The sequence below is a fragment of the Caldimonas taiwanensis NBRC 104434 genome, assembly GCF_001592165.1.
In the GTDB taxonomy this organism is placed as follows: domain Bacteria; phylum Pseudomonadota; class Gammaproteobacteria; order Burkholderiales; family Burkholderiaceae_C; genus Caldimonas; species Caldimonas manganoxidans.
In genome coordinates, this window is sequence record NZ_BCWK01000029.1 from 1 (window position 1) to 16770 (window position 16770).

The 16770-nt window shown below is 65.6% G+C and carries 17 protein-coding genes, 1 other RNA gene and 2 pseudogenes; 14 read left to right on the plus strand and 6 right to left on the minus strand.

The window, feature by feature from the left end; genetic code table 11:
• A pseudogene (locus CTA01S_RS15105) lies at positions 1-243 on the minus strand (hypothetical protein); the annotation flags it as partial.
• A gap of 11 nt (positions 244-254) precedes the next feature.
• The gene (locus CTA01S_RS15110) at positions 255-518 is read right to left on the minus strand and encodes a MerR family transcriptional regulator (protein ID WP_062196717.1); all 264 of its coding nucleotides are present in this window, start codon (positions 516-518) and stop codon (positions 255-257) included.
• A gap of 226 nt (positions 519-744) precedes the next feature.
• Here CTA01S_RS15110 and CTA01S_RS15115 point away from each other — a divergent pair, with 226 nt between their 5' ends.
• From CTA01S_RS15115 to CTA01S_RS15150, 8 genes are all read left to right on the plus strand, one after another.
• Entirely contained in the window at positions 745-1206 is a 462-nt protein-coding gene (locus CTA01S_RS15115) for a helix-turn-helix domain-containing protein (protein WP_062196718.1), read from the plus strand.
• A gap of 5 nt (positions 1207-1211) precedes the next feature.
• Positions 1212-1784: a PIN domain-containing protein gene (locus CTA01S_RS15120; protein ID WP_062196719.1), complete on the plus strand. Its 573-nt coding sequence runs from the start codon at positions 1212-1214 to the stop codon at positions 1782-1784.
• 29 nt (positions 1785-1813) lie between these two features.
• Positions 1814-4072, plus strand: a complete 2259-nt coding sequence (locus tag CTA01S_RS15125) for a hypothetical protein (RefSeq protein WP_062196720.1) — start codon at positions 1814-1816, stop codon at positions 4070-4072.
• Between the two features lie 107 nt (positions 4073-4179).
• Positions 4180-4371 carry a hypothetical protein gene (locus CTA01S_RS15130; protein ID WP_062196721.1) on the plus strand — a complete coding sequence of 64 codons (192 nt, stop codon included), beginning with the start codon at positions 4180-4182 and terminating at the stop codon, positions 4369-4371.
• A gap of 8 nt (positions 4372-4379) precedes the next feature.
• Entirely contained in the window at positions 4380-4823 is a 444-nt protein-coding gene (locus CTA01S_RS15135; RefSeq protein ID WP_062196729.1) for a DUF2924 domain-containing protein, read from the plus strand.
• Positions 4823-6211 carry a recombinase family protein gene (locus CTA01S_RS15140; protein WP_062196722.1) on the plus strand — a complete coding sequence of 463 codons (1389 nt, stop codon included), beginning with the start codon at positions 4823-4825 and terminating at the stop codon, positions 6209-6211. Before CTA01S_RS15135 ends, CTA01S_RS15140 begins: the two co-directional genes overlap by 1 nt.
• On the plus strand, positions 6208-6591 hold the full coding sequence (locus CTA01S_RS15145) for a hypothetical protein (RefSeq protein WP_062196723.1): 384 nt from the start codon (positions 6208-6210) through the stop codon (positions 6589-6591). The genes CTA01S_RS15140 and CTA01S_RS15145 overlap by 4 nt, the downstream gene beginning before the upstream one ends.
• Positions 6588-7061: a ParB/RepB/Spo0J family partition protein gene (locus tag CTA01S_RS15150; RefSeq protein WP_062196724.1), complete on the plus strand. Its 474-nt coding sequence runs from the start codon at positions 6588-6590 to the stop codon at positions 7059-7061. The genes CTA01S_RS15145 and CTA01S_RS15150 overlap by 4 nt, the downstream gene beginning before the upstream one ends.
• A gap of 305 nt (positions 7062-7366) precedes the next feature.
• Here the strand turns inward: CTA01S_RS15150 and ssrA are convergent.
• From ssrA to ompA, 4 genes are all read right to left on the minus strand, one after another.
• Positions 7367-7726, minus strand: a transfer-messenger RNA (tmRNA) gene (ssrA, locus tag CTA01S_RS15155).
• A gap of 69 nt (positions 7727-7795) precedes the next feature.
• Positions 7796-8467: a phosphoglycolate phosphatase gene (gph, locus tag CTA01S_RS15160; RefSeq protein WP_232301094.1), complete on the minus strand. Its 672-nt coding sequence runs from the start codon at positions 8465-8467 to the stop codon at positions 7796-7798.
• A complete protein-coding gene (ubiG, locus tag CTA01S_RS15165; protein WP_062196725.1) occupies positions 8464-9174 on the minus strand; it encodes a bifunctional 2-polyprenyl-6-hydroxyphenol methylase/3-demethylubiquinol 3-O-methyltransferase UbiG in 711 nt (236 codons plus the stop codon). Before ubiG ends, gph begins: the two co-directional genes overlap by 4 nt.
• 214 nt (positions 9175-9388) lie before the next feature.
• Positions 9389-10054 carry an outer membrane protein OmpA gene (gene ompA, locus CTA01S_RS15170; RefSeq protein ID WP_062196726.1) on the minus strand — a complete coding sequence of 222 codons (666 nt, stop codon included), beginning with the start codon at positions 10052-10054 and terminating at the stop codon, positions 9389-9391.
• 278 nt (positions 10055-10332) lie between these two features.
• Between ompA and gyrA the strand changes: the two genes are divergently transcribed.
• The 6 genes and pseudogenes from gyrA to CTA01S_RS15195 all read left to right on the plus strand — a co-directional run.
• Positions 10333-12978 carry a DNA gyrase subunit A gene (gene gyrA / locus CTA01S_RS15175; protein ID WP_062196727.1) on the plus strand — a complete coding sequence of 882 codons (2646 nt, stop codon included), beginning with the start codon at positions 10333-10335 and terminating at the stop codon, positions 12976-12978.
• Positions 12979-13031: 53 nt separating this feature from the next.
• Positions 13032-14123, plus strand: a complete 1092-nt coding sequence (gene serC / locus CTA01S_RS15180) for a 3-phosphoserine/phosphohydroxythreonine transaminase (RefSeq protein ID WP_062196728.1) — start codon at positions 13032-13034, stop codon at positions 14121-14123.
• Complete coding sequence (pheA, locus tag CTA01S_RS15185) at positions 14116-15216, plus strand: prephenate dehydratase (RefSeq protein WP_026330041.1); 1101 nt, start codon at positions 14116-14118, stop codon at positions 15214-15216. The genes serC and pheA overlap by 8 nt, the downstream gene beginning before the upstream one ends.
• 24 nt (positions 15217-15240) lie before the next feature.
• Positions 15241-15741: pseudogene (locus tag CTA01S_RS17040) on the plus strand (prephenate dehydrogenase); the annotation flags it as partial.
• Between the two features lie 18 nt (positions 15742-15759).
• A complete protein-coding gene (locus CTA01S_RS17045) occupies positions 15760-16125 on the plus strand; it encodes a prephenate dehydrogenase (protein ID WP_371326102.1) in 366 nt (121 codons plus the stop codon).
• 21 nt (positions 16126-16146) lie between these two features.
• Positions 16147-16770: carboxyvinyltransferase (locus tag CTA01S_RS15195; RefSeq protein WP_503413209.1), on the plus strand; the 624-nt coding region annotated here is incomplete at its 3' end.

Consider the following 16770-nt stretch of genomic DNA (forward strand, 5'->3'; position numbering starts at 1 on the left):
CAGCGGTCCGTCGTTCAGGTGCACGACGCCGAAGTCCTTGCCGGCCTGCTGGCGTGCGGCGCGCGCCTGCTCGCCGTAGGCGGCCTCCAGCGCGGCGTCGAACTTCGCGCGGGCCTGCTTGAGCCAGGCGAGCGCTTCGTCGAGGTTGCGGCTGATCTCGGCCTTCTGCTCGGGCGGCAAGGCGGCGAGCTGGGCCACCGACAGCGCGGCCAGATCGGCGGGGTAGAGGGTGAGGTCGCTCATGGCAGCCCTCCTCACTGATAGGCGCGCATCGAAGTCGAGTAGCGCGCCACGCGCCGCTCATAGGCCTCGATGTCAGAGATGAGGTAGGTGACCCGGGCGCCGACCTTGCAAAAGACCGGGCCCAACTGCTCCTGGCGCCAGCGGCGCAGGGTGTGGACGGAAAGCCGCCAGCGGGCGGCGAGTTCGAACTCGTTGAGCGCGACCGGCGTCGTGCCTTCGGGTGGTGCCGGATAGAAGTTCCGGGTGGATCGAACAGATGCAGGGTGTTTCTGCATGGCGGGGCTCCTTTTGTTTGGAGCCCTCATTGAATTGCCCGGCGCTTTGGGCTTGGGCGAGCACTTTTTAGGCCTTCACGGGGCGTAGCCCGACCGGGCGCGAGCCAGGAATGCGCCGTAAGCCATTGATTCGTATAGCAAACAAGGCGCTTTTTTCGGTTATTGCGATTTCGTTTATTTCGTTTAGAATGCCTTCCATCGCATCCGATCCGACCAGGAGAGCCCCATGACGACCCCCGCCATTCCCAAGGCGCTGCCATCGGCCGAGGACATCGCGCTGGCTCGGGAGTCCTCGCGCGTGCTGTCCACCGTGCTGCAGACCCGTGCCGAGACCCAGCAGATCGACTTTCACGACGACAAAGGCGCGGTGCGCTCGGTGACGCTGCCGACCTCGGCGCTGCGCCTGCTGCTGGATGTGCTGACCGAGATCGGCCAAGGCAACGCCGTCACCCTCATTCCCATCCACGCCGAGCTGACGACGCAAGAAGCGGCCGACCTGCTCAACGTCTCGCGCCCCTTTCTTGTGCAGCTGCTGGAGAAAGGCGAGATCCCATTCCACAAGATCGGCACGCATCGGCGCGTGCGCTACCAGGACGTGATCGCCTACAAGAACCGCATCGATGCCGAGCGGCGTAAAGCCCTGGATGAGCTGGCTGCCCAGGGGCAGGCACTGGGCATGGGGTATTGAGGCGGATGAGCTCGCACTTCACCGTCGTCTACGACGCCTGCGTGCTCTATCCGGCGCCGCTGCGCGACCTGCTCATGCACCTGGCACTGTCGGACCTGTACCGGGCGCGCTGGAGCGAGCGCATCCACGACGACTGGACGCGCCATGTGCTGGCCAACCGGGCGGACCTGACGCCCGAGCAGTTGCAGCACACGCGGGCGCTGATGAACGCCCATGTCCGCGATTGCCTGGTCAGCGGCTTCGAGCACCTGATTGCGGCGGTGAACCTGCCCGATCCGGATGACCGGCATGTGGTGGCGGCGGCGATCCACGCCGGCGCCAGCCTGATCGTGACCTTCAACCTGCAGGACTTTCCGGCCGAGGCGCTCAAGCCCTACAACCTGGCGGCTCAGCACCCGGACGACTTCATCGTCGATCTGCTGGACCTGCAGCCGGCCCGGGTGCTCGAGGCAGCGGCCCGCCACCGGCGGTCCCTGAAGAACCCGCCCAAGACGGCGGAGGAATACCTGGACACCCTGCTGGCGCAGGGGCTGACCCAAACCGTGGCGCTGATGCGCCCATGGATCGTGGCCATGTGACGGCCTGAGGCGTTTTTTCGGGAGGGAGCATGGGCAAGAAGACCCTGACCAACGCGCACTGCCTGCTGGAGTTGACAGACACAGCGCCAGCCCATGTTCTGAAGTCCTTCAGCGCCTTGCCGGAGTGCCAGGCGCTGGCCCGAGGGTTCGACTGGTCGCAGGACGAGGCCGGTCTGCCGCAGGCGCTCGCCGAACACATCAAACATCTGCGCAAGGAGCAGCGCGAGCCGGCCGAGCGCGAGGCGCTGCGCGTGCTGCGCCTGTCCACGCCGCGCGGCGCGGCCGTGCTCTCCACGGTGGCCGAGCAACTCTACGACGAGGACCTGATCGCGTGTTTTCGGAGGCAGGACGGCGGCGAGGTAGGGCGTGCGGTCTGGATGCGCACCCACTCGGAGGAGACGGCCAAGCTGTTCGACACCGCCGAATCCATCGTCAACACCCGCGACCTGCGCGGCAACAAGCGCCTGCACGATGCCTTCGACGTGCCCGGCGATGCGCCGCCCTTCCTGTGGAACGACGGCGTCAAGAAGGCGCTGGAGGACCAGTTGACGCAGGCCATGCGGCTGGCCGAACCCTGCGAGGTCATCCATGTCGCGCTGGAAGAGGAAGACCGCAGCGGACGGACAAACATCACGCACTACCTGGTCGTGCGCTTTGCCGGTGAGCAAGTGGCGGCCGTGGAGATGCGCAACCGCCAGCGCAAGAGCTTCTTCTACTTCCCCGCGCGCGATGCGACCCTCATCTACGCGCCGCACCGCAAGATGGTCGAGGTCTATGCCGCCACCTTGACCACCCGTGCGCCGCTGGCCAACGTGCTGTCCAAGCACGGCTTCAAAGCGCCCCTGTCCAACCGGCCGCTGGACCGCTCGCGTTACGACCTGTCGCGTTTCGCTCGACCGCTCACGGATGAGAAGCCACGCATCGACGGCGCGAAGGTCGAGCGGCTGTACCTGGTGGAGGCCAAGGCATTGATCGGCCACGCCACGGACGCGGTGACACTGCACATCGACAGCGGCAAGGAGCTGCATGAGGTGATCGCGGCGCGCTGGGGCAACCATCCGTTCTCGCATCCGGGCATGCTGCTGGGCGTCACACTGGTTGCCGAGCTGGTGTTCGAAGGCGAGACCCAGGTCACCCCGCTGACCATCGTGCTGGCCGATCCCGGTCGCTGCAGCCTCTCCGGTGAGAAGGATGAGCGCCTGCGCCGCGTGGGTTTTCAGCTGCTCGAAGCCCTGGGTGTGCGTCGGCCGTTGCATCCCGGCTCCGGCCGTGACGACCCGGTTCTCCTCGCGCAAGTGTCCAGGCTTCTCGAGAGCGCGACCAGCCCGATGGATGGCTTCGCGCTGGCCAAGCTCGGCATCGACATCGAACGGTTCGAAGACGAAGGCATCCTCATCGAGGGCGACCGGATCACCGAAATGACCATCCCGTTGGACGATGGCCCGCCGATGACGGTGACGCTGGAACGTTGCGCTGACGCCGACCAGGTTCGCTACCGCGACCCACTCACCGGCCACGACGTGATGTTGCCCGCTCGCTACGCCCGACGCTGGAAGGTGCAACTGGAGTGGCTGCGCGAGGAGCTTGTCACGGGGGTAGGGTCTGCCCTGAAGGCCGTGCGCGGCCAACCGTTCGACGCGCACGACCCGGTGTTTCTTGGCGAGATGGCAATCGACAGCCAGGCCGTCGCGATTTACTTCGCATCCCAGCTGTCTCACCCGCGCAAGTTTGCGAAGGTGGACGCCGCGCTGCGCCTGCGCCCTCGGGGTGTGGCGGGGGTGGTCCTCACCACGGCTTCGGCGCCATTTCCTTTCGCGGGGACCAACGTCGTGATCCCGATCGAGGACGTGCTGGCCGATGGTGGCAGCGGGACGGCCATCGACCTCGAACGGCTGAAGGTCGCCTACCGCCACCAGCAGCTGGCGGCGATGGGAGGCACGGCGGTCGCCCTCAAACTCTCGCCTGACGGCCATTCGGCAACGCTGTATGTCCCCGGCAAGCCGCCCTGGCAGGTCACTGGCAAAGGACGCATCACCGTCTTGCAGCGGCTGGTGGAGGCATTCCTCAGTGGCTCGCCTCACGTCAATACGAAGCGGCTGATGGACGGCACCGGCTGCACATCACCGGCCAACCTGTTCACCGGCAAGCGATCGCCCTGGCGCCAATACATCGAGACCGTGCCCGGCACACGGGCATGGCAGCTCAAGCTGACACCGCTCGATGCCGTCATCGTCGATGACAGTGATGCGAGCAATGCGGCAGCCGAGGCCGTGAGCGAAGAAATGTGAAGCACGATCGCCGCAGCTCGCTGCGCCGTTCCGATTGATCGGCATTGCGATCTGTTTCGGACTTCGGCGCTCATCATGGATGACGGTTTCGATTCCCTGGAGCCGTCATGAACCACCTCGAACTGCCTTCTCCCGCAGACATGAGCCCCGCCGCGCGTGCGGGTGAGATCACTGCCATCCTCGCAAGCGCTATCGTCCGTACGCGTGTCGCACCGAAGCCAAACCAGCGCGACATCGAGCTTGGCTTCCTGCCCCACCAGCGCGTTCATACAACCCCCTCTCTACAGGAGCCGTTGTGATGAACGACATGAACGACAAGCACGCCAGCGTCGCCGCACGGATTGCCGAACTGGGCCACCTGCCGATGGCCGAGCTCTGGACGCTCTGGGATCGCTACTTCGAGCGCCGACCGGAGTTTCCGAACCGCACCTTTGTTGAATCGCGCCTTGCCTACAAGCTGCAGGAGGAAGCCTTCGGCGGCCTGCCCCCCCAAACCCGCCAGCGCCTGGAGGCCATCGGCGCCAAGCACTCCAAGATCAAACTGCGTGCCCGCGCGCGCAAGTTCGACTTCGCCCCCGGCACCGTGCTGTTGCGCGAGTGGGGCGAGCGTGAGCACCGGGTCACGGTCAACGCCGATGGCCACTTCGAGTACGAAGGTCGCTGCTTCACGAGCCTGACCGCGGTGGCGCGCCACATCTCGGGCACCCACTGGTCGGGGCCGGCGTTCTTTGGCTTGAAGGGAGGTGCGTGATGCCGGACAGCAGCCAGATCGCCAGCACCAAGGCGCGCAAGCGCTGTGCGGTGTACTGCCGTGTCTCGTCAGATGAGCGCCTGGACCAGGAGTTCAACTCCATCGACGCGCAGAAGGAAGCGGGCCATGCTTTCATCGCCAGCCAAAGAAGCGAGGGCTGGATCCCCGTGGCCGACGACTACGACGACCCGGGCTACTCCGGCGGCAACACCGAGCGCCCGGCCTTGAAGCGTCTGATGGCCGACATTCAGCGCGGGGCCATCGACATCGTCGTGGTCTACAAGATCGACCGCCTGACACGCAGCCTGTCGGACTTCTCCAAGATGGTCGAGGTGTTCGAGCGACACGGGGTGTCGTTCGTCTCGGTCACCCAGCAGTTCAACACCACCACCTCGATGGGGAGGCTGACGCTCAACATCCTGCTGTCATTCGCCCAGTTCGAGCGCGAGGTCACCGGCGAGCGCATCCGCGACAAGATCGCCGCGGCCAAGAAGAAAGGGCTGTGGATGGGCGGCGTGCCCACCCTCGGTTACGACGTGGTCAACCGCCAACTGGTGATCAACCCCACCGAAGCGACGGTGGTGCGGCGCATCTTCGAGGAGATGCTGACCATCGGCTCACCCACACAGATTGCGGCGCGGCTAACGGCCGAAGGCATCACGACCAAGGCCTGGACGACGCAGGAGGGACGCGTGCGCAGCGGCACGCGCATCGACAAGAAGTACATCCACAAGGTGCTGCGCAACCGCATTTACCTCGGCGAGCTGTCCAACCGTGGCCAGTGGTATCCGGGCGCGCACGAGCCGATCATCGATCGCGCGCTGTGGGATCAGGTGCACGCGGTCTTGGCCCGTGACAGCCACGCCCGTGGGGTGGAGACCAAGATCCGCGCGCGCAACGACGCGCTGCTGCGCGGGCTGCTGTATACCCCTTCTGGAGAGCGGATGTATCCAACCTACTCGGAGAAGAACGGACGCAGGTACCGCTATTACGTCTCCAAGTCCGAGGCGCGGTTCGGCGCACCGGGCAAGGGCTTTGCGCGCCTGCCGGCCGCCGAGATCGAGGCCGCTGTAGTCGCCCAGATCCGCACCGTGCTGACCAGCCCTGAATCCGTCGCCGCGGTCGTCCGTCATGTCCAACGCCAGGGCACACCGATCGACGAGGCCACGGTCGTGATGGCGATGGGGCGCCTCAACGACGTGTGGGATCAGCTCTTCCCGGTCGAGCAGCACCGCATCGTCAATCTGATGATCGAGCGCATCGACATGGTCCATGCCGGCGAGTTGCAGGGCATCAAGGTGAAGTGGCGCGAACTGGGCTGGGACGCCCTGATCGGTGAGTTCGCCCCCAGGAGCATCGGCGCCGAGCTGCTGGAGGCCGAGGCATGAGGGACGGATCGCTTGAAACCTTTGTGCCGCTGAAACTGCGCCGCCGCGGGGTGCGCCAGGTGATGCAGGCCCCGCCCGATCTGCGCGAAGTCCACGACAGCACCTTGGTCGAGGGGGTGGCGCGGGCCTTCCACTGGCAGCACCTGCTGGAGAGCGGTGCGATGCCCAGCGGCTCGGCCATCGCTCGCGCCGAGGGGCTGCACCACTCCACGGTCAACGAACTGCTGCGCCTGACCCTGCTGGCCCCCGACATCATCGAGATGCTGCTGGCCGGACGCCAGCCGCGCCGCATGAGCCTGCTCTGGTTCCAGCGCAACCCGCTGCCGGTGGATTGGCAGGCGCAGCGCGAAATCGTGCAACGCTTGGAGGAGGCCACATGAGCGCCAAACACCGCGGACACTTCGCAGGCGAGCCTGTCGTGCGCCAGATTCCGGCGCCGGCTGGCGCCGTGAGGCTGGAGACCTTCGTGCCCTGGCGGCTGGTGCGGCGCAATGTCCGGCGCGAGATCATTGCGCCGCCCGGGGCAGCAGCGAACGCCGAGTCTCAGGCCTGCCGCCCCGCGCCCGAGCACCCCGAGACCGCGGACACTGCGCTGCTGCGGGCGCTGGGCCTGGCACACCACTGGCAGCGGCTGCTCAGCACGGGGCGGTTCGCCTCGGTGGCCGAGATCGCCGAGGCCGAAGGGCTGGACGTCTCCCAGGTCCACCGTCTAATGCGGCTGACCCTGCTGGCCCCGGAGGTGGTGGAACGCCTGGTCGAGAGCCCCGATCTGCCCGTGGAGCGGCTGCTGGGCCGACCCTGGCCCTATGGCTGGGCCGAACAGATGCGGGTATTGGGCACGGTGAGCTGACGGGTCATCTCACTGCCTTGTCGCCGCCTTCGGGCGGCTTTTTTGTTGTCGGGCGGCAACTGGGTCGCCGCCGCCAGGCAGTTGCCGACGCCAACCGGCGCGGCTAAGTCCTTCTCACGGCAAGGACAGGCCCCAGGAGTCCTCCACGGGCACCGGGCGAAAAGTAGAGAACAGAGAGGCCAGAGATGCGGCGAAAGAGGCCACGTGAAAGGGGTTCACCCGCAAGCCCCCGCCGCAAATCCGCGCCAACACACGGGGAGCGGGCAAGAAAAAAGGCCAACCGAGATCGGTTGGCCTTGGGGTATTGGTGGAGCCGGCGGGAATCGAACCCGCGTCCGCAAGCCATCAACGGACAGTTCTACATGCTTAGCTGGCTGATTTGGATCTCGCGGAGCGGTCGCGCAGCAGCACGCTACTCACCCCGCCAGTCACGTGGTCTCGTTCGCCGCCGTGTGACCCAGCGACGAACCAGCCGATGTGCATGACCTCTCAGCCCTTGCGGGCCCGGCCCATCGGCCAACCGTTGAGAGGCTCACCGGTGTTTAAGCGGCGAGAGCGAAACGTTCGTCGTTCGCAGTTAATTTGTTCCAGTGGATTTACGAGCGAACTGGTGCTCGACATGCCCTGTTCCGAATCCGCACCCACGTCGAAACCAGGTCGGCCCCGGGAATTGGGATCGCTATTGTAGCCGGTATGTCGGGGGGCATTCGGCGGATTTCAAGACCGGCCCTCGATCACAGCCCCAACAGCTCGAGCAGTTGCAGCGGATGGGTGACGATGTGATCGGCCGACCAAGCGGCCACGTCCCCCTGTTCGCCGAGATAGCCGTAGGCGGCCGCCACACTGGGCATGCAGGCGGCTCGGGCCGCTTGGATGTCGCGCAGATCATCGCCCACATACACCGCACCCGCCGGGCTCATCTCCAAACGGCGACACGCCTCGAGCAAGGGCTCTGGATGCGGCTTGGCGTAAGGCGTGGTGTCGCCGGCAATGACCACCGCAGCGCGCTGCGACAAGCCCAGTCCCTTGAGCACAGGGCCCGTGAATCGCATGGCTTTGTTGGTCACGATGCCCCAGGGCAGCTCAGCCGCATCCAAGCGATCGAGCAGTTGCGGCACGCCCTCGAACAGGCGGGTCTCGATGTCGAGCGCTGCAGCATACTCGGCGAGAAATTCGTCTCGCAGAGCCTCGAAATCCGGGTCTGCGGGGCGGACCTCCAGCGCCACGCCGATCATGCCGCGCGCGCCAGCCGAAGCCACGGGCCGCAAGCGTTCCACCGGCAAAGGGGGCAGCCCCCGGCGCTGGCGCATGCGGTTGGCCGCTCCTGCGAGATCGGGCGCCGTGTCGGCCAGAGTGCCGTCCAGGTCGAACAGCACCGCACGCACGCCTAGCAAAGTCGATGTCACGGCTTGCGACACCCGAACATGTAGTTGACGCTGATGTCACCCGACAACCAGTAGCGTCCGGTCAAGGGGTTGTACTCCAGCCCCCGGCTGGAGACCACATCGAGCCCCGCATCACGACACCACTGCGCCAGCTCGCGCGGCCGGATGAAGCGAGCGTATTCATGGGTGCCGCGCGGCAGCAGCTTGAGCACGTACTCCGCCCCGACGATGGCAAACAGGAAGGACTTGGGATTGCGGTTGATGGTGGAGAAAAACACCCAGCCGCCAGGCCGGGCCAAGGTGGCGGCGGCCCGGATGACGGAAGCCGGATCGGGCACGTGCTCGAGCATCTCCATGCACGTGACCACGTCGTACTGCCCTGGTTGCTCGGCCGCCAGGGCCTCGGCGGAGATTTCGCGATACTCGATGTTGGCGGTGCCGGCTTCCAGTGCATGCAATTGGGCCACACGCAGCGGTTTGGCGGCCAAGTCGATGCCCAGCACATGCGCCCCCCGCCGGGCCATGGCGTCACTGAGGATGCCGCCGCCGCACCCGATGTCCAGCACGCGCTTGCCTTTCAAGCCGGCCTGAGCCTCGATCCAGTCCAGCCGCAAAGGATTGATCTGGTGCAATGGCTTGAACTCGCTGTTCGGATCCCACCAACGGTGGGCCAGCTCACTGAACTTGGCCAGTTCTTGAGGGTCGGCATTGACGGTGGTGTCGCTCATGAAGCGCATTGTGCAGCACCGCGACGAGATCGGGTAGAAGACGCGGTCATGCCCCGGGTCGTCGTCCCAGGCCACCGGACGTGCGCTTCGCACCCGGCGGTTCATGTTCCTCACGGGAAGCGCCGCAGAGCATCCACCAGCGACGTGCGCCCTGCCGGGCGCACCCAAGAAAAAACCCCGCCGAGGCGGGGTTTCGATGGCAGACCTCGAAGCTTCAGCGCTTGATGGTGCGGGTGCCCACCACCTCGATCTCGACGCGACGGTTCTTCGCGCGGCCTTCGCGGGTGCTGTTGTCGGCCACGGGCTGCTTCTCACCCTTGCCTTCGGTGTAGACACGGTTTTGCTCGACGCCCTTGGACACCAGATAAGCCTTCACGGCTTCGGCGCGGCGCACCGACAGGCGCTGGTTGTAAGCGTCGTTACCGACGGAGTCGGTATGACCCACGGCAATGATGACCTCGAGGTTGATGCCCTTGATCTTGTCGACCAGGTCATCCAGACGGGCACGGCCTTCGGGCTTGAGCACGGCCTTGTCGAAGTCGAAGAACGCATCGGCCGCGAACGTCACCTTCTCACTGGTGGGAGCGGGGGCCGGAGCCGGGGCAGGTGCCGGAGCCGGGGCCGGTGCGGGGGCCGGAGCCGGGGCCGGTGCGGGGGCCGGAGCCGGGGCGGGAGCCGGCGCCGCGGGCTTCAACGCGCCGTCGCACTGCTGAACTGCCGTGGCCGGCGTCCAGCCGGCATCACGCCAGCACAGCTCGTTCGTGCCGTTCTTCCAGACCGTGCCATCCGTGGCACGCCAGTTGTCGACCGTCTGGGCCAGCGCACCGGAGGCCAGAGCGGCCGATGCAAAAAGCGCCGCCACTTTGTTCAGTTTGTTCATGTTTCTCCTCGCAAGAAAAGCCGCAGACTGGCTGCGAAAAGTCCACCAAAACCAAAACGCATCAAGGAAACCCGCGGTAACGACGGGTTTTCACTATCGACGATCGATTGTGCCATAGCGTGTCACTTGAACAAGTTTTTGTCGTCCGCCTTCCGACGCGCCTCAGCAGTTGTTGCGCCAGTGCGACATTTCCGCGCCAGTAGAATGCCTCCTTGTCGGACGTTGTCTGACATCTTCCCCCAACAACCGCCCGGTTGTCCCGCCGTTTCAGGGATCGCATGACTCAGTTCGCCAAAGAAACCCTCCCCGTCAGCCTCGAAGAGGAAATGCGGCGGTCGTATCTCGATTACGCGATGAGCGTGATCGTCGGCCGTGCCCTGCCCGACGCCCGTGATGGCCTCAAGCCCGTGCATCGGCGCGTGCTGTACGCCATGCACGAGCTCCACAACGACTGGAACCGGCCTTACAAGAAGTCGGCCCGTATCGTCGGCGACGTGATCGGTAAGTACCACCCGCACGGTGACTCTGCGGTGTACGACACCATCGTGCGCATGGCGCAGGATTTCTCACTGCGTCACATGCTGATCGACGGCCAAGGCAACTTCGGTTCGGTCGATGGCGACAACGCCGCGGCCATGCGCTACACCGAGATCCGCCTGGCCAAGATCGCCCATGAGATGCTGGCCGACATCGACAAGGAAACCGTCGACTTCGGCCCCAATTACGACGGCTCCGAGAAAGAGCCGCTGGTGCTGCCCACGCGGCTGCCCAATCTGCTGGTCAATGGGTCGGCCGGCATTGCCGTGGGCATGGCCACGAACATCCCGCCGCACAACCTCAACGAGGTGGTCGATGCCTGCCTGCATCTGCTGAAGCACCCTCAGGCCAGCGTCGACGAATTGATGGAAATCATCCCGGCGCCCGATTTCCCCACCGCCGGCATCATCTACGGGCTGTCGGGCGTGCGGGATGGCTACCGCACCGGCCGCGGCAAGGTGGTCATGCGTGCGCGCTGCCACTTCGAGGACATCGACAAGGGCACGCGTCAGGCCATCATCGTCGATGAGATTCCGTACCAGGTGAACAAGAAAAACCTGCTGGAGCGCATCGCCGAGCTGGTTCACGAGAAGAAGATCGAAGGCATCAGCCACATCCAAGACGAGTCGGACAAATCCGGCATGCGGGTGGTGATCGAGCTCAAGCGTGGCGAAGTGCCCGAAGTGGTGCTCAACAACCTGTACAAGCAGACCCAGCTGCAAGACACCTTCGGCATGAACATGGTCGCCCTGGTGGACGGCCAGCCCAAGCTGTGCAATCTGAAGGATCTGCTGGAAATCTTCCTGGAGCACCGCCGCGAGGTGGTGACCCGCCGCACGGTGTTCGAGTTGCGCAAGGCGCGTGAACGCGGCCATGTGCTCGAAGGTCTGGCCGTGGCGCTGGCCAATATCGATGAGTTCATCGCCATCATCAAGAACTCGCCCACACCGCCCATCGCCAAGCAAGAGCTGATGGCTCGCTCCTGGGACTCCTCACTGGTGCGCGAAATGTTGTCGCGCGCCGAGAGTCAGACCGTCGGCGGCCGTGCGGCCTACCGCCCTGAAGGATTGCCCCAGCACTACGGTTTGCAGCCCGATGGGCTGTACCGCCTGTCGGACGACCAAGCCAGCGAAATCCTTCAGATGCGGCTGCAACGCTTGACCGGCCTGGAGCAGGACAAGATCATCGGCGAATACAAGGACGTGATGGCCCAGATCGCCGATTTGCTGGACATCCTGGCCAAGCCCGAGCGGGTGACGGTCATCATCGGCGAGGAACTCACCGCGCTGAAGCAGGAATTCGGGCAGACCAAGGTGGGTGCGCGCCGCAGCCAGATCGAGCACAACGCCCAGGAACTGGACACCGAAGACTTGATCACCCCGCAGGACATGGTGGTCACGCTCAGCCATGCGGGCTACATCAAGAGCCAGCCGCTGGCGGAATACCGCGCTCAGCGCCGCGGGGGCCGCGGCAAGCAGGCCACCGTGACGAAGGAAGACGACTGGATCGACCAGCTCTTCATTGCCAACACGCACGACTACATCTTGTGCTTCTCCAACCGCGGCCGGGTCTATTGGCTCAAGGTTTGGGAAGTGCCCCAAGGGGGACGGGCCTCGCGGGGCAAACCCATCGTCAACATGTTCCCGCTGCAGCCGGGCGAGAAGATCAACGTCGTGTTGCCGCTCACCGGTGAGTTCCGCAGCTTCCCGGCCGATCACTATGTCTTCATGGCCACGGCCCAAGGCACGGTCAAGAAGACCGCACTGGACGAATTCAGCAACCCGCGCAAAGCCGGCATCATCGCGGTGGACCTGGACGAAGGCGACTACCTGGTCGGCGCAGCCCTGACCGATGGACATCACGACGTGATGCTCTTTTCCGATGGCGGCAAGGCCGTGCGCTTCGACGAAAACGACGTGCGGCCGATGGGCCGCCAGGCACGTGGCGTGCGCGGCATGATGCTGGAAGACGGTCAAAGCGTCATCGCGATGTTGGTGGCCGAAGACGAAACGCAAAGTGTGCTGACCGCCACCGAAAACGGCTATGGCAAACGCACGCCGATCACCGAGTACACGCGCCACGGTCGCGGCACCAAGGGCATGATCGCCATCCAGCAAAGCGAGCGCAACGGCAAGGTCGTCGCTGCCACGCTGGTGCGTCCCGAGGATGAAATCATGCTCATCACCGACCGCGGCGTGCTGGTGCGCACCCGCGTGGCCGAGATCCGCGAGCTGGGCCGCGCCACGCAAGGCGTCACCCTGATCGCCCTGGACGATGGGGCCAAGCTCTCGGGCCTGCAGCGCATCGTCGAAAACGATGCGGCCGAACGCGATGGCAGCGACGGCGACGCCAATCATTCCCAGGACGCATCCGACCCAAGCCCGTAATGCCCCCCGGCAGGCCTGCGCCTGCCGATGCGACCCTTGCCACCCCCGCCGACATGAAACGCCCCTACAACTTCTCCGCCGGCCCGGCGGCCTTGCCGCAGCCGGTGCTCGAACAGGCTGCCGCCGACATGCTGGACTGGCATGGCAGCGGCATGAGCGTGATGGAGATGAGCCACCGTGGCCGCGAGTTTGGCGACATCATCGACCGGGCCGAAGCCGATTTGCGTGAGCTGCTGAACGTGCCGGCGCATTTCAAGGTGCTGTTCATGCAAGGAGGCGGCCTGGCCGAAAACGCCATCGTGCCGCTGAACCTCTCCCGCGGCGGCGCCGTGGACTTCGTCGTCACCGGCGCCTGGTCGGCCAAGTCGTTCAAGGAAGCGGCTCGCTACTGCCACCCGGCGCTGGCCGCCAGCAATGAGTCCGACGGCCACACCCGCATACCGCCCCCCGCCTCATGGCAGCTGCGCCGCGATGCGGCTTATGTGCACATCTGCAGCAACGAAACGATCCACGGCGTGGAATACCACGAGCTGCCCGACCTGCAGGCCCTGGGCTGCGACGCCCCGCTGGTGATCGACTGCTCTTCGCACATCGCCTCGCGGCCGGTGGACTGGTCACGCGTGGGCCTGGCATTTGCCGGCGCGCAAAAGAACATCGGCCCAGCGGGACTGACACTGGTCATCGTGCGCGAAGACCTGCTCGGCCGCGCCCTGCCCACTTGCCCCAGCGCCTTCGATTACCGCGTGGTGGCCGAGCATCGCTCGATGTACAACACGCCGCCCACCTACGCGATCTACATCGCCGGCCTGGTCTTTCAATGGATCAAGCGAGAGGGCGGCGTGGCCGAAATGGAGCGCCGTGCCATCGAGCGTGCCAAGTTGGTCTATGACTACATCGACGCCTCGGGCTGGTATGTCAACAGGGTCGATCCGGCCTGCCGCTCACGCATGAACCTGCCATTTTTCCTGCCCGACGATCGGCTCAACGAAGCCTTCCTGGCCGGCGCCCGTGAGCGCGGGCTGCTGCAGCTCAAGGGCCACAAGAGCGTGGGTGGCATGCGCGCCAGCCTGTACAACGCGATGCCCGTGGAGGGCGCGCGCGCCTTGGTGGACTACATGCGAGAATTTGCCGCAAGCCATGGCTGAGACCCCAACCCCCGACGAGCTGCTGGCGCTGCGCAACCAGATCGACGCCGTCGATCGCGAGCTGCTGGCCCTGCTCAACCGCCGCGCCGGCCTGGCTCAGGCGGTGGGCGAACTCAAGAAAAAAGAAGGCTCGGTGGTATTTCGCCCCGAGCGCGAGGCCCAGGTCATCGATGGCCTGAAGGCCATCAATCCCGGTCCGCTGAAATCCGAATCGGTCGCCCCGATTTGGCGTGAAATCATGTCGGCCTGTCGTGCGCTGGAGACGCCCACCCGGGTGGCGTACCTCGGCCCGGCAGGCACCTTCAGCGAGTTGGCCGCTCTGGGCTACTTTGGCTCGTCGATCCAACGCGTGCCCTGCGCCAGCATCGACGAGGTGTTCCGCACCACGACGGCAGGGGCTGCCGACTTCGGTGTGGTGCCCGTCGAAAACTCCACCGAAGGCGTGGTGGCCCGTTCGCTCGACTTGTTCCTGACCACGCCGCTGTTCATCATCGGCGAAACCAGCCTGTTCGTGCGCCACAACCTGTTGCGCAAGGACAATTCGCTCGAAGGCATCGAAGCCGTGTGCGCCCATCCGCAGGCCCTGGCCCAATGCCATTTGTGGCTGAGCAACCATCTGCCCCATGTCGAACGTCGGCCCGTGGCCAGCAATGCCGAGGGCGCCCGCCTGGCCAGCGAGAATCCGCGCCTGGCCGCAATCGCCAGCGAGCGGGCGGCCAGCGAATACGGGTTGCATGTGGTCGCTCCGGCCATTCAAGACGATCCGCACAACCGCACGCGGTTTGCCATCGTCACCCACCCCGACCGCCACCCCCAGCCCAAGGCCTCGGGCCACGATTGCACCAGCCTGGTGGTGTCGGTGCTCAACCGCCCCGGCGCCGTGCACGACATGCTCGTGCCACTCAAGCAGTACGGCGTGTCGATGACGCGCTTCGAGTCCCGGCCGGCGCGCTCGGGCCAGTGGGAGTATTACTTCTACATCGACATCCAAGGCCACCCAGACCAGCCCCACGTGGCCCAAGCGCTGAAAGAGCTGCGCGACGCCTGCGCCTTCTTCAAGCTGTTGGGCACCTACCCGATCGACGTGCACTGACGCCGGCCAGGAGCCTCTCGACCCATGTTCAACCAACTCGGTGTGATCGGCTGCGGCTTGATGGGCGGCTCGTTCGCCTTGGCGCTCAAGCGCGCCGGCCTGGTCAAGCGGGTCATCGGCTATAGCAAATCGCCCTCGACCACCGAAAAAGCGCGCCGCCTGGGGGTGATCGACCTCGCGGCCGAGTCCGCACTGCTGGCGGTCTCGGGCTCGGACATCGTGCTGATCGCCGTGCCGGTGGCCGCCACGGAAGCCACCTTCAAGGCCATCCGCCACCTGGTCGAGCCCGGCGTGCTCTTCATGGACGTGGGATCGACCAAGCGCGACGTGGTCGATGCGGCGCGGCGCGTGCTGAAAGAACGCGTCGGCGCCTTCGTACCCGCGCACCCCATCGCAGGCAAGGAAGTCTCCGGCGTGGAGCATGCCGACGCCCAGCTCTACAGTGGGCGCCAGGTCATTCTCACGCCCCTGAAGCAGACCGACGCGGCGCTCATCCAGAAAGCCACCGATGTGTGGTCGGCCATCGGCGCGCAGGTGCTGCGCATGACGCCCGAAAACCATGATGCTGCCTTTGCCGCCGTCAGCCACCTGCCCCACTTGCTGGCCTTTGCCTACTTCAACGCCGTGCACAAACAGCCCGCCGGGGCCGATTTCCTCTCGTTGGCCGGCCCAGGCTTTCGCGACTTCACCCGCATTGCCGCCAGCGATCCGGCCGTCTGGCGTGACATCCTGCTGGCCAACCGAGAAGAAGTCCTCAAGCAATCGCTGCGCTTCCGGCACACCCTGGATGCGCTGGAACACGTGATGAGAACCGGCAATGCGCAGGCCCTGGAAGACTTGATCCGCAGCGCCTCCGAAGCCCGCGCGAGCTGGCAGATGTCCACCCCCAAGCCCGCGGGCGGGCGCTGAGCCCCCCGCTCACATTGGCGCATGTACACCACCGCCTTCCTCGATCTGCCCCCACTGCGCTCGGCCGCCGGCACCGTGCGGCTGCCAGGGTCCAAAAGCATTTCCAACCGCGTGCTGCTATTGGCCGGCCTGTGCCAGGGCCGCACGCGCGTGTACGACCTGCTCGACTCCGACGACACGCGGGTGATGTTGGAGGCGCTGCGCCAGTTGGGTTGCGGCATCGAGCGCGAAGCAGACGCTCTGGTGATCCACGGCCTGGGCGGCCGCTTGGCGGTGCATGAAGCCCAACTCTTTCTGGGCAATGCCGGCACCGCGATGCGGCCGCTGGTGGCCACGCTGGCCGTGCTCAGCGGCCTGCATGGCGGATGCTTCGAGCTCAGCGGAGTGCCGCGCATGCACGAACGGCCGATCGGCGACCTGGTCGACGCACTGCGCGACCTGGGCTGCCAAATCGACTACCTCGGGCAAGCAGGCTACCCGCCCCTGCGGCTGACGGGCGGCCACCCTCGCGTCGATGCGCCGATCCGCGTGCGCGGCGATGTCTCCAGTCAGTTCCTCACCGCCTTGTTGATGGCCGCACCGCTGCTGTGCGCGCAAGCCCCTGTGCGCATCGAGGTCGTGGGCGAACTCATCTCCAAACCCTAC

Coding starts and splice junctions, on each gene's coding strand:
- CTA01S_RS15110 (WP_062196717.1), bottom strand. CDS start 518: ATGCAGAAACACCCTGCATCTGTTCGATCCACCCGGAACTTCTATCCG.
- CTA01S_RS15145 (WP_062196723.1), top strand. CDS start 6,208: ATGAGGGACGGATCGCTTGAAACCTTTGTGCCGCTGAAACTGCGCCGC.
- CTA01S_RS17045 (WP_371326102.1), top strand. CDS start 15,760: ATGACGCCCGAAAACCATGATGCTGCCTTTGCCGCCGTCAGCCACCTG.
- CTA01S_RS15115 (WP_062196718.1), top strand. CDS start 745: ATGACGACCCCCGCCATTCCCAAGGCGCTGCCATCGGCCGAGGACATC.
- CTA01S_RS15140 (WP_062196722.1), top strand. CDS start 4,823: ATGCCGGACAGCAGCCAGATCGCCAGCACCAAGGCGCGCAAGCGCTGT.
- CTA01S_RS15130 (WP_062196721.1), top strand. CDS start 4,180: ATGAACCACCTCGAACTGCCTTCTCCCGCAGACATGAGCCCCGCCGCG.
- pheA (WP_026330041.1), top strand. CDS start 14,116: ATGGCTGAGACCCCAACCCCCGACGAGCTGCTGGCGCTGCGCAACCAG.
- gyrA (WP_062196727.1), top strand. CDS start 10,333: ATGACTCAGTTCGCCAAAGAAACCCTCCCCGTCAGCCTCGAAGAGGAA.
- ompA (WP_062196726.1), bottom strand. CDS start 10,054: ATGAACAAACTGAACAAAGTGGCGGCGCTTTTTGCATCGGCCGCTCTG.
- CTA01S_RS15135 (WP_062196729.1), top strand. CDS start 4,380: ATGAACGACAAGCACGCCAGCGTCGCCGCACGGATTGCCGAACTGGGC.
- CTA01S_RS15150 (WP_062196724.1), top strand. CDS start 6,588: ATGAGCGCCAAACACCGCGGACACTTCGCAGGCGAGCCTGTCGTGCGC.
- CTA01S_RS15120 (WP_062196719.1), top strand. CDS start 1,212: ATGAGCTCGCACTTCACCGTCGTCTACGACGCCTGCGTGCTCTATCCG.
- serC (WP_062196728.1), top strand. CDS start 13,032: ATGAAACGCCCCTACAACTTCTCCGCCGGCCCGGCGGCCTTGCCGCAG.
- ubiG (WP_062196725.1), bottom strand. CDS start 9,174: ATGAGCGACACCACCGTCAATGCCGACCCTCAAGAACTGGCCAAGTTC.
- CTA01S_RS15125 (WP_062196720.1), top strand. CDS start 1,814: ATGGGCAAGAAGACCCTGACCAACGCGCACTGCCTGCTGGAGTTGACA.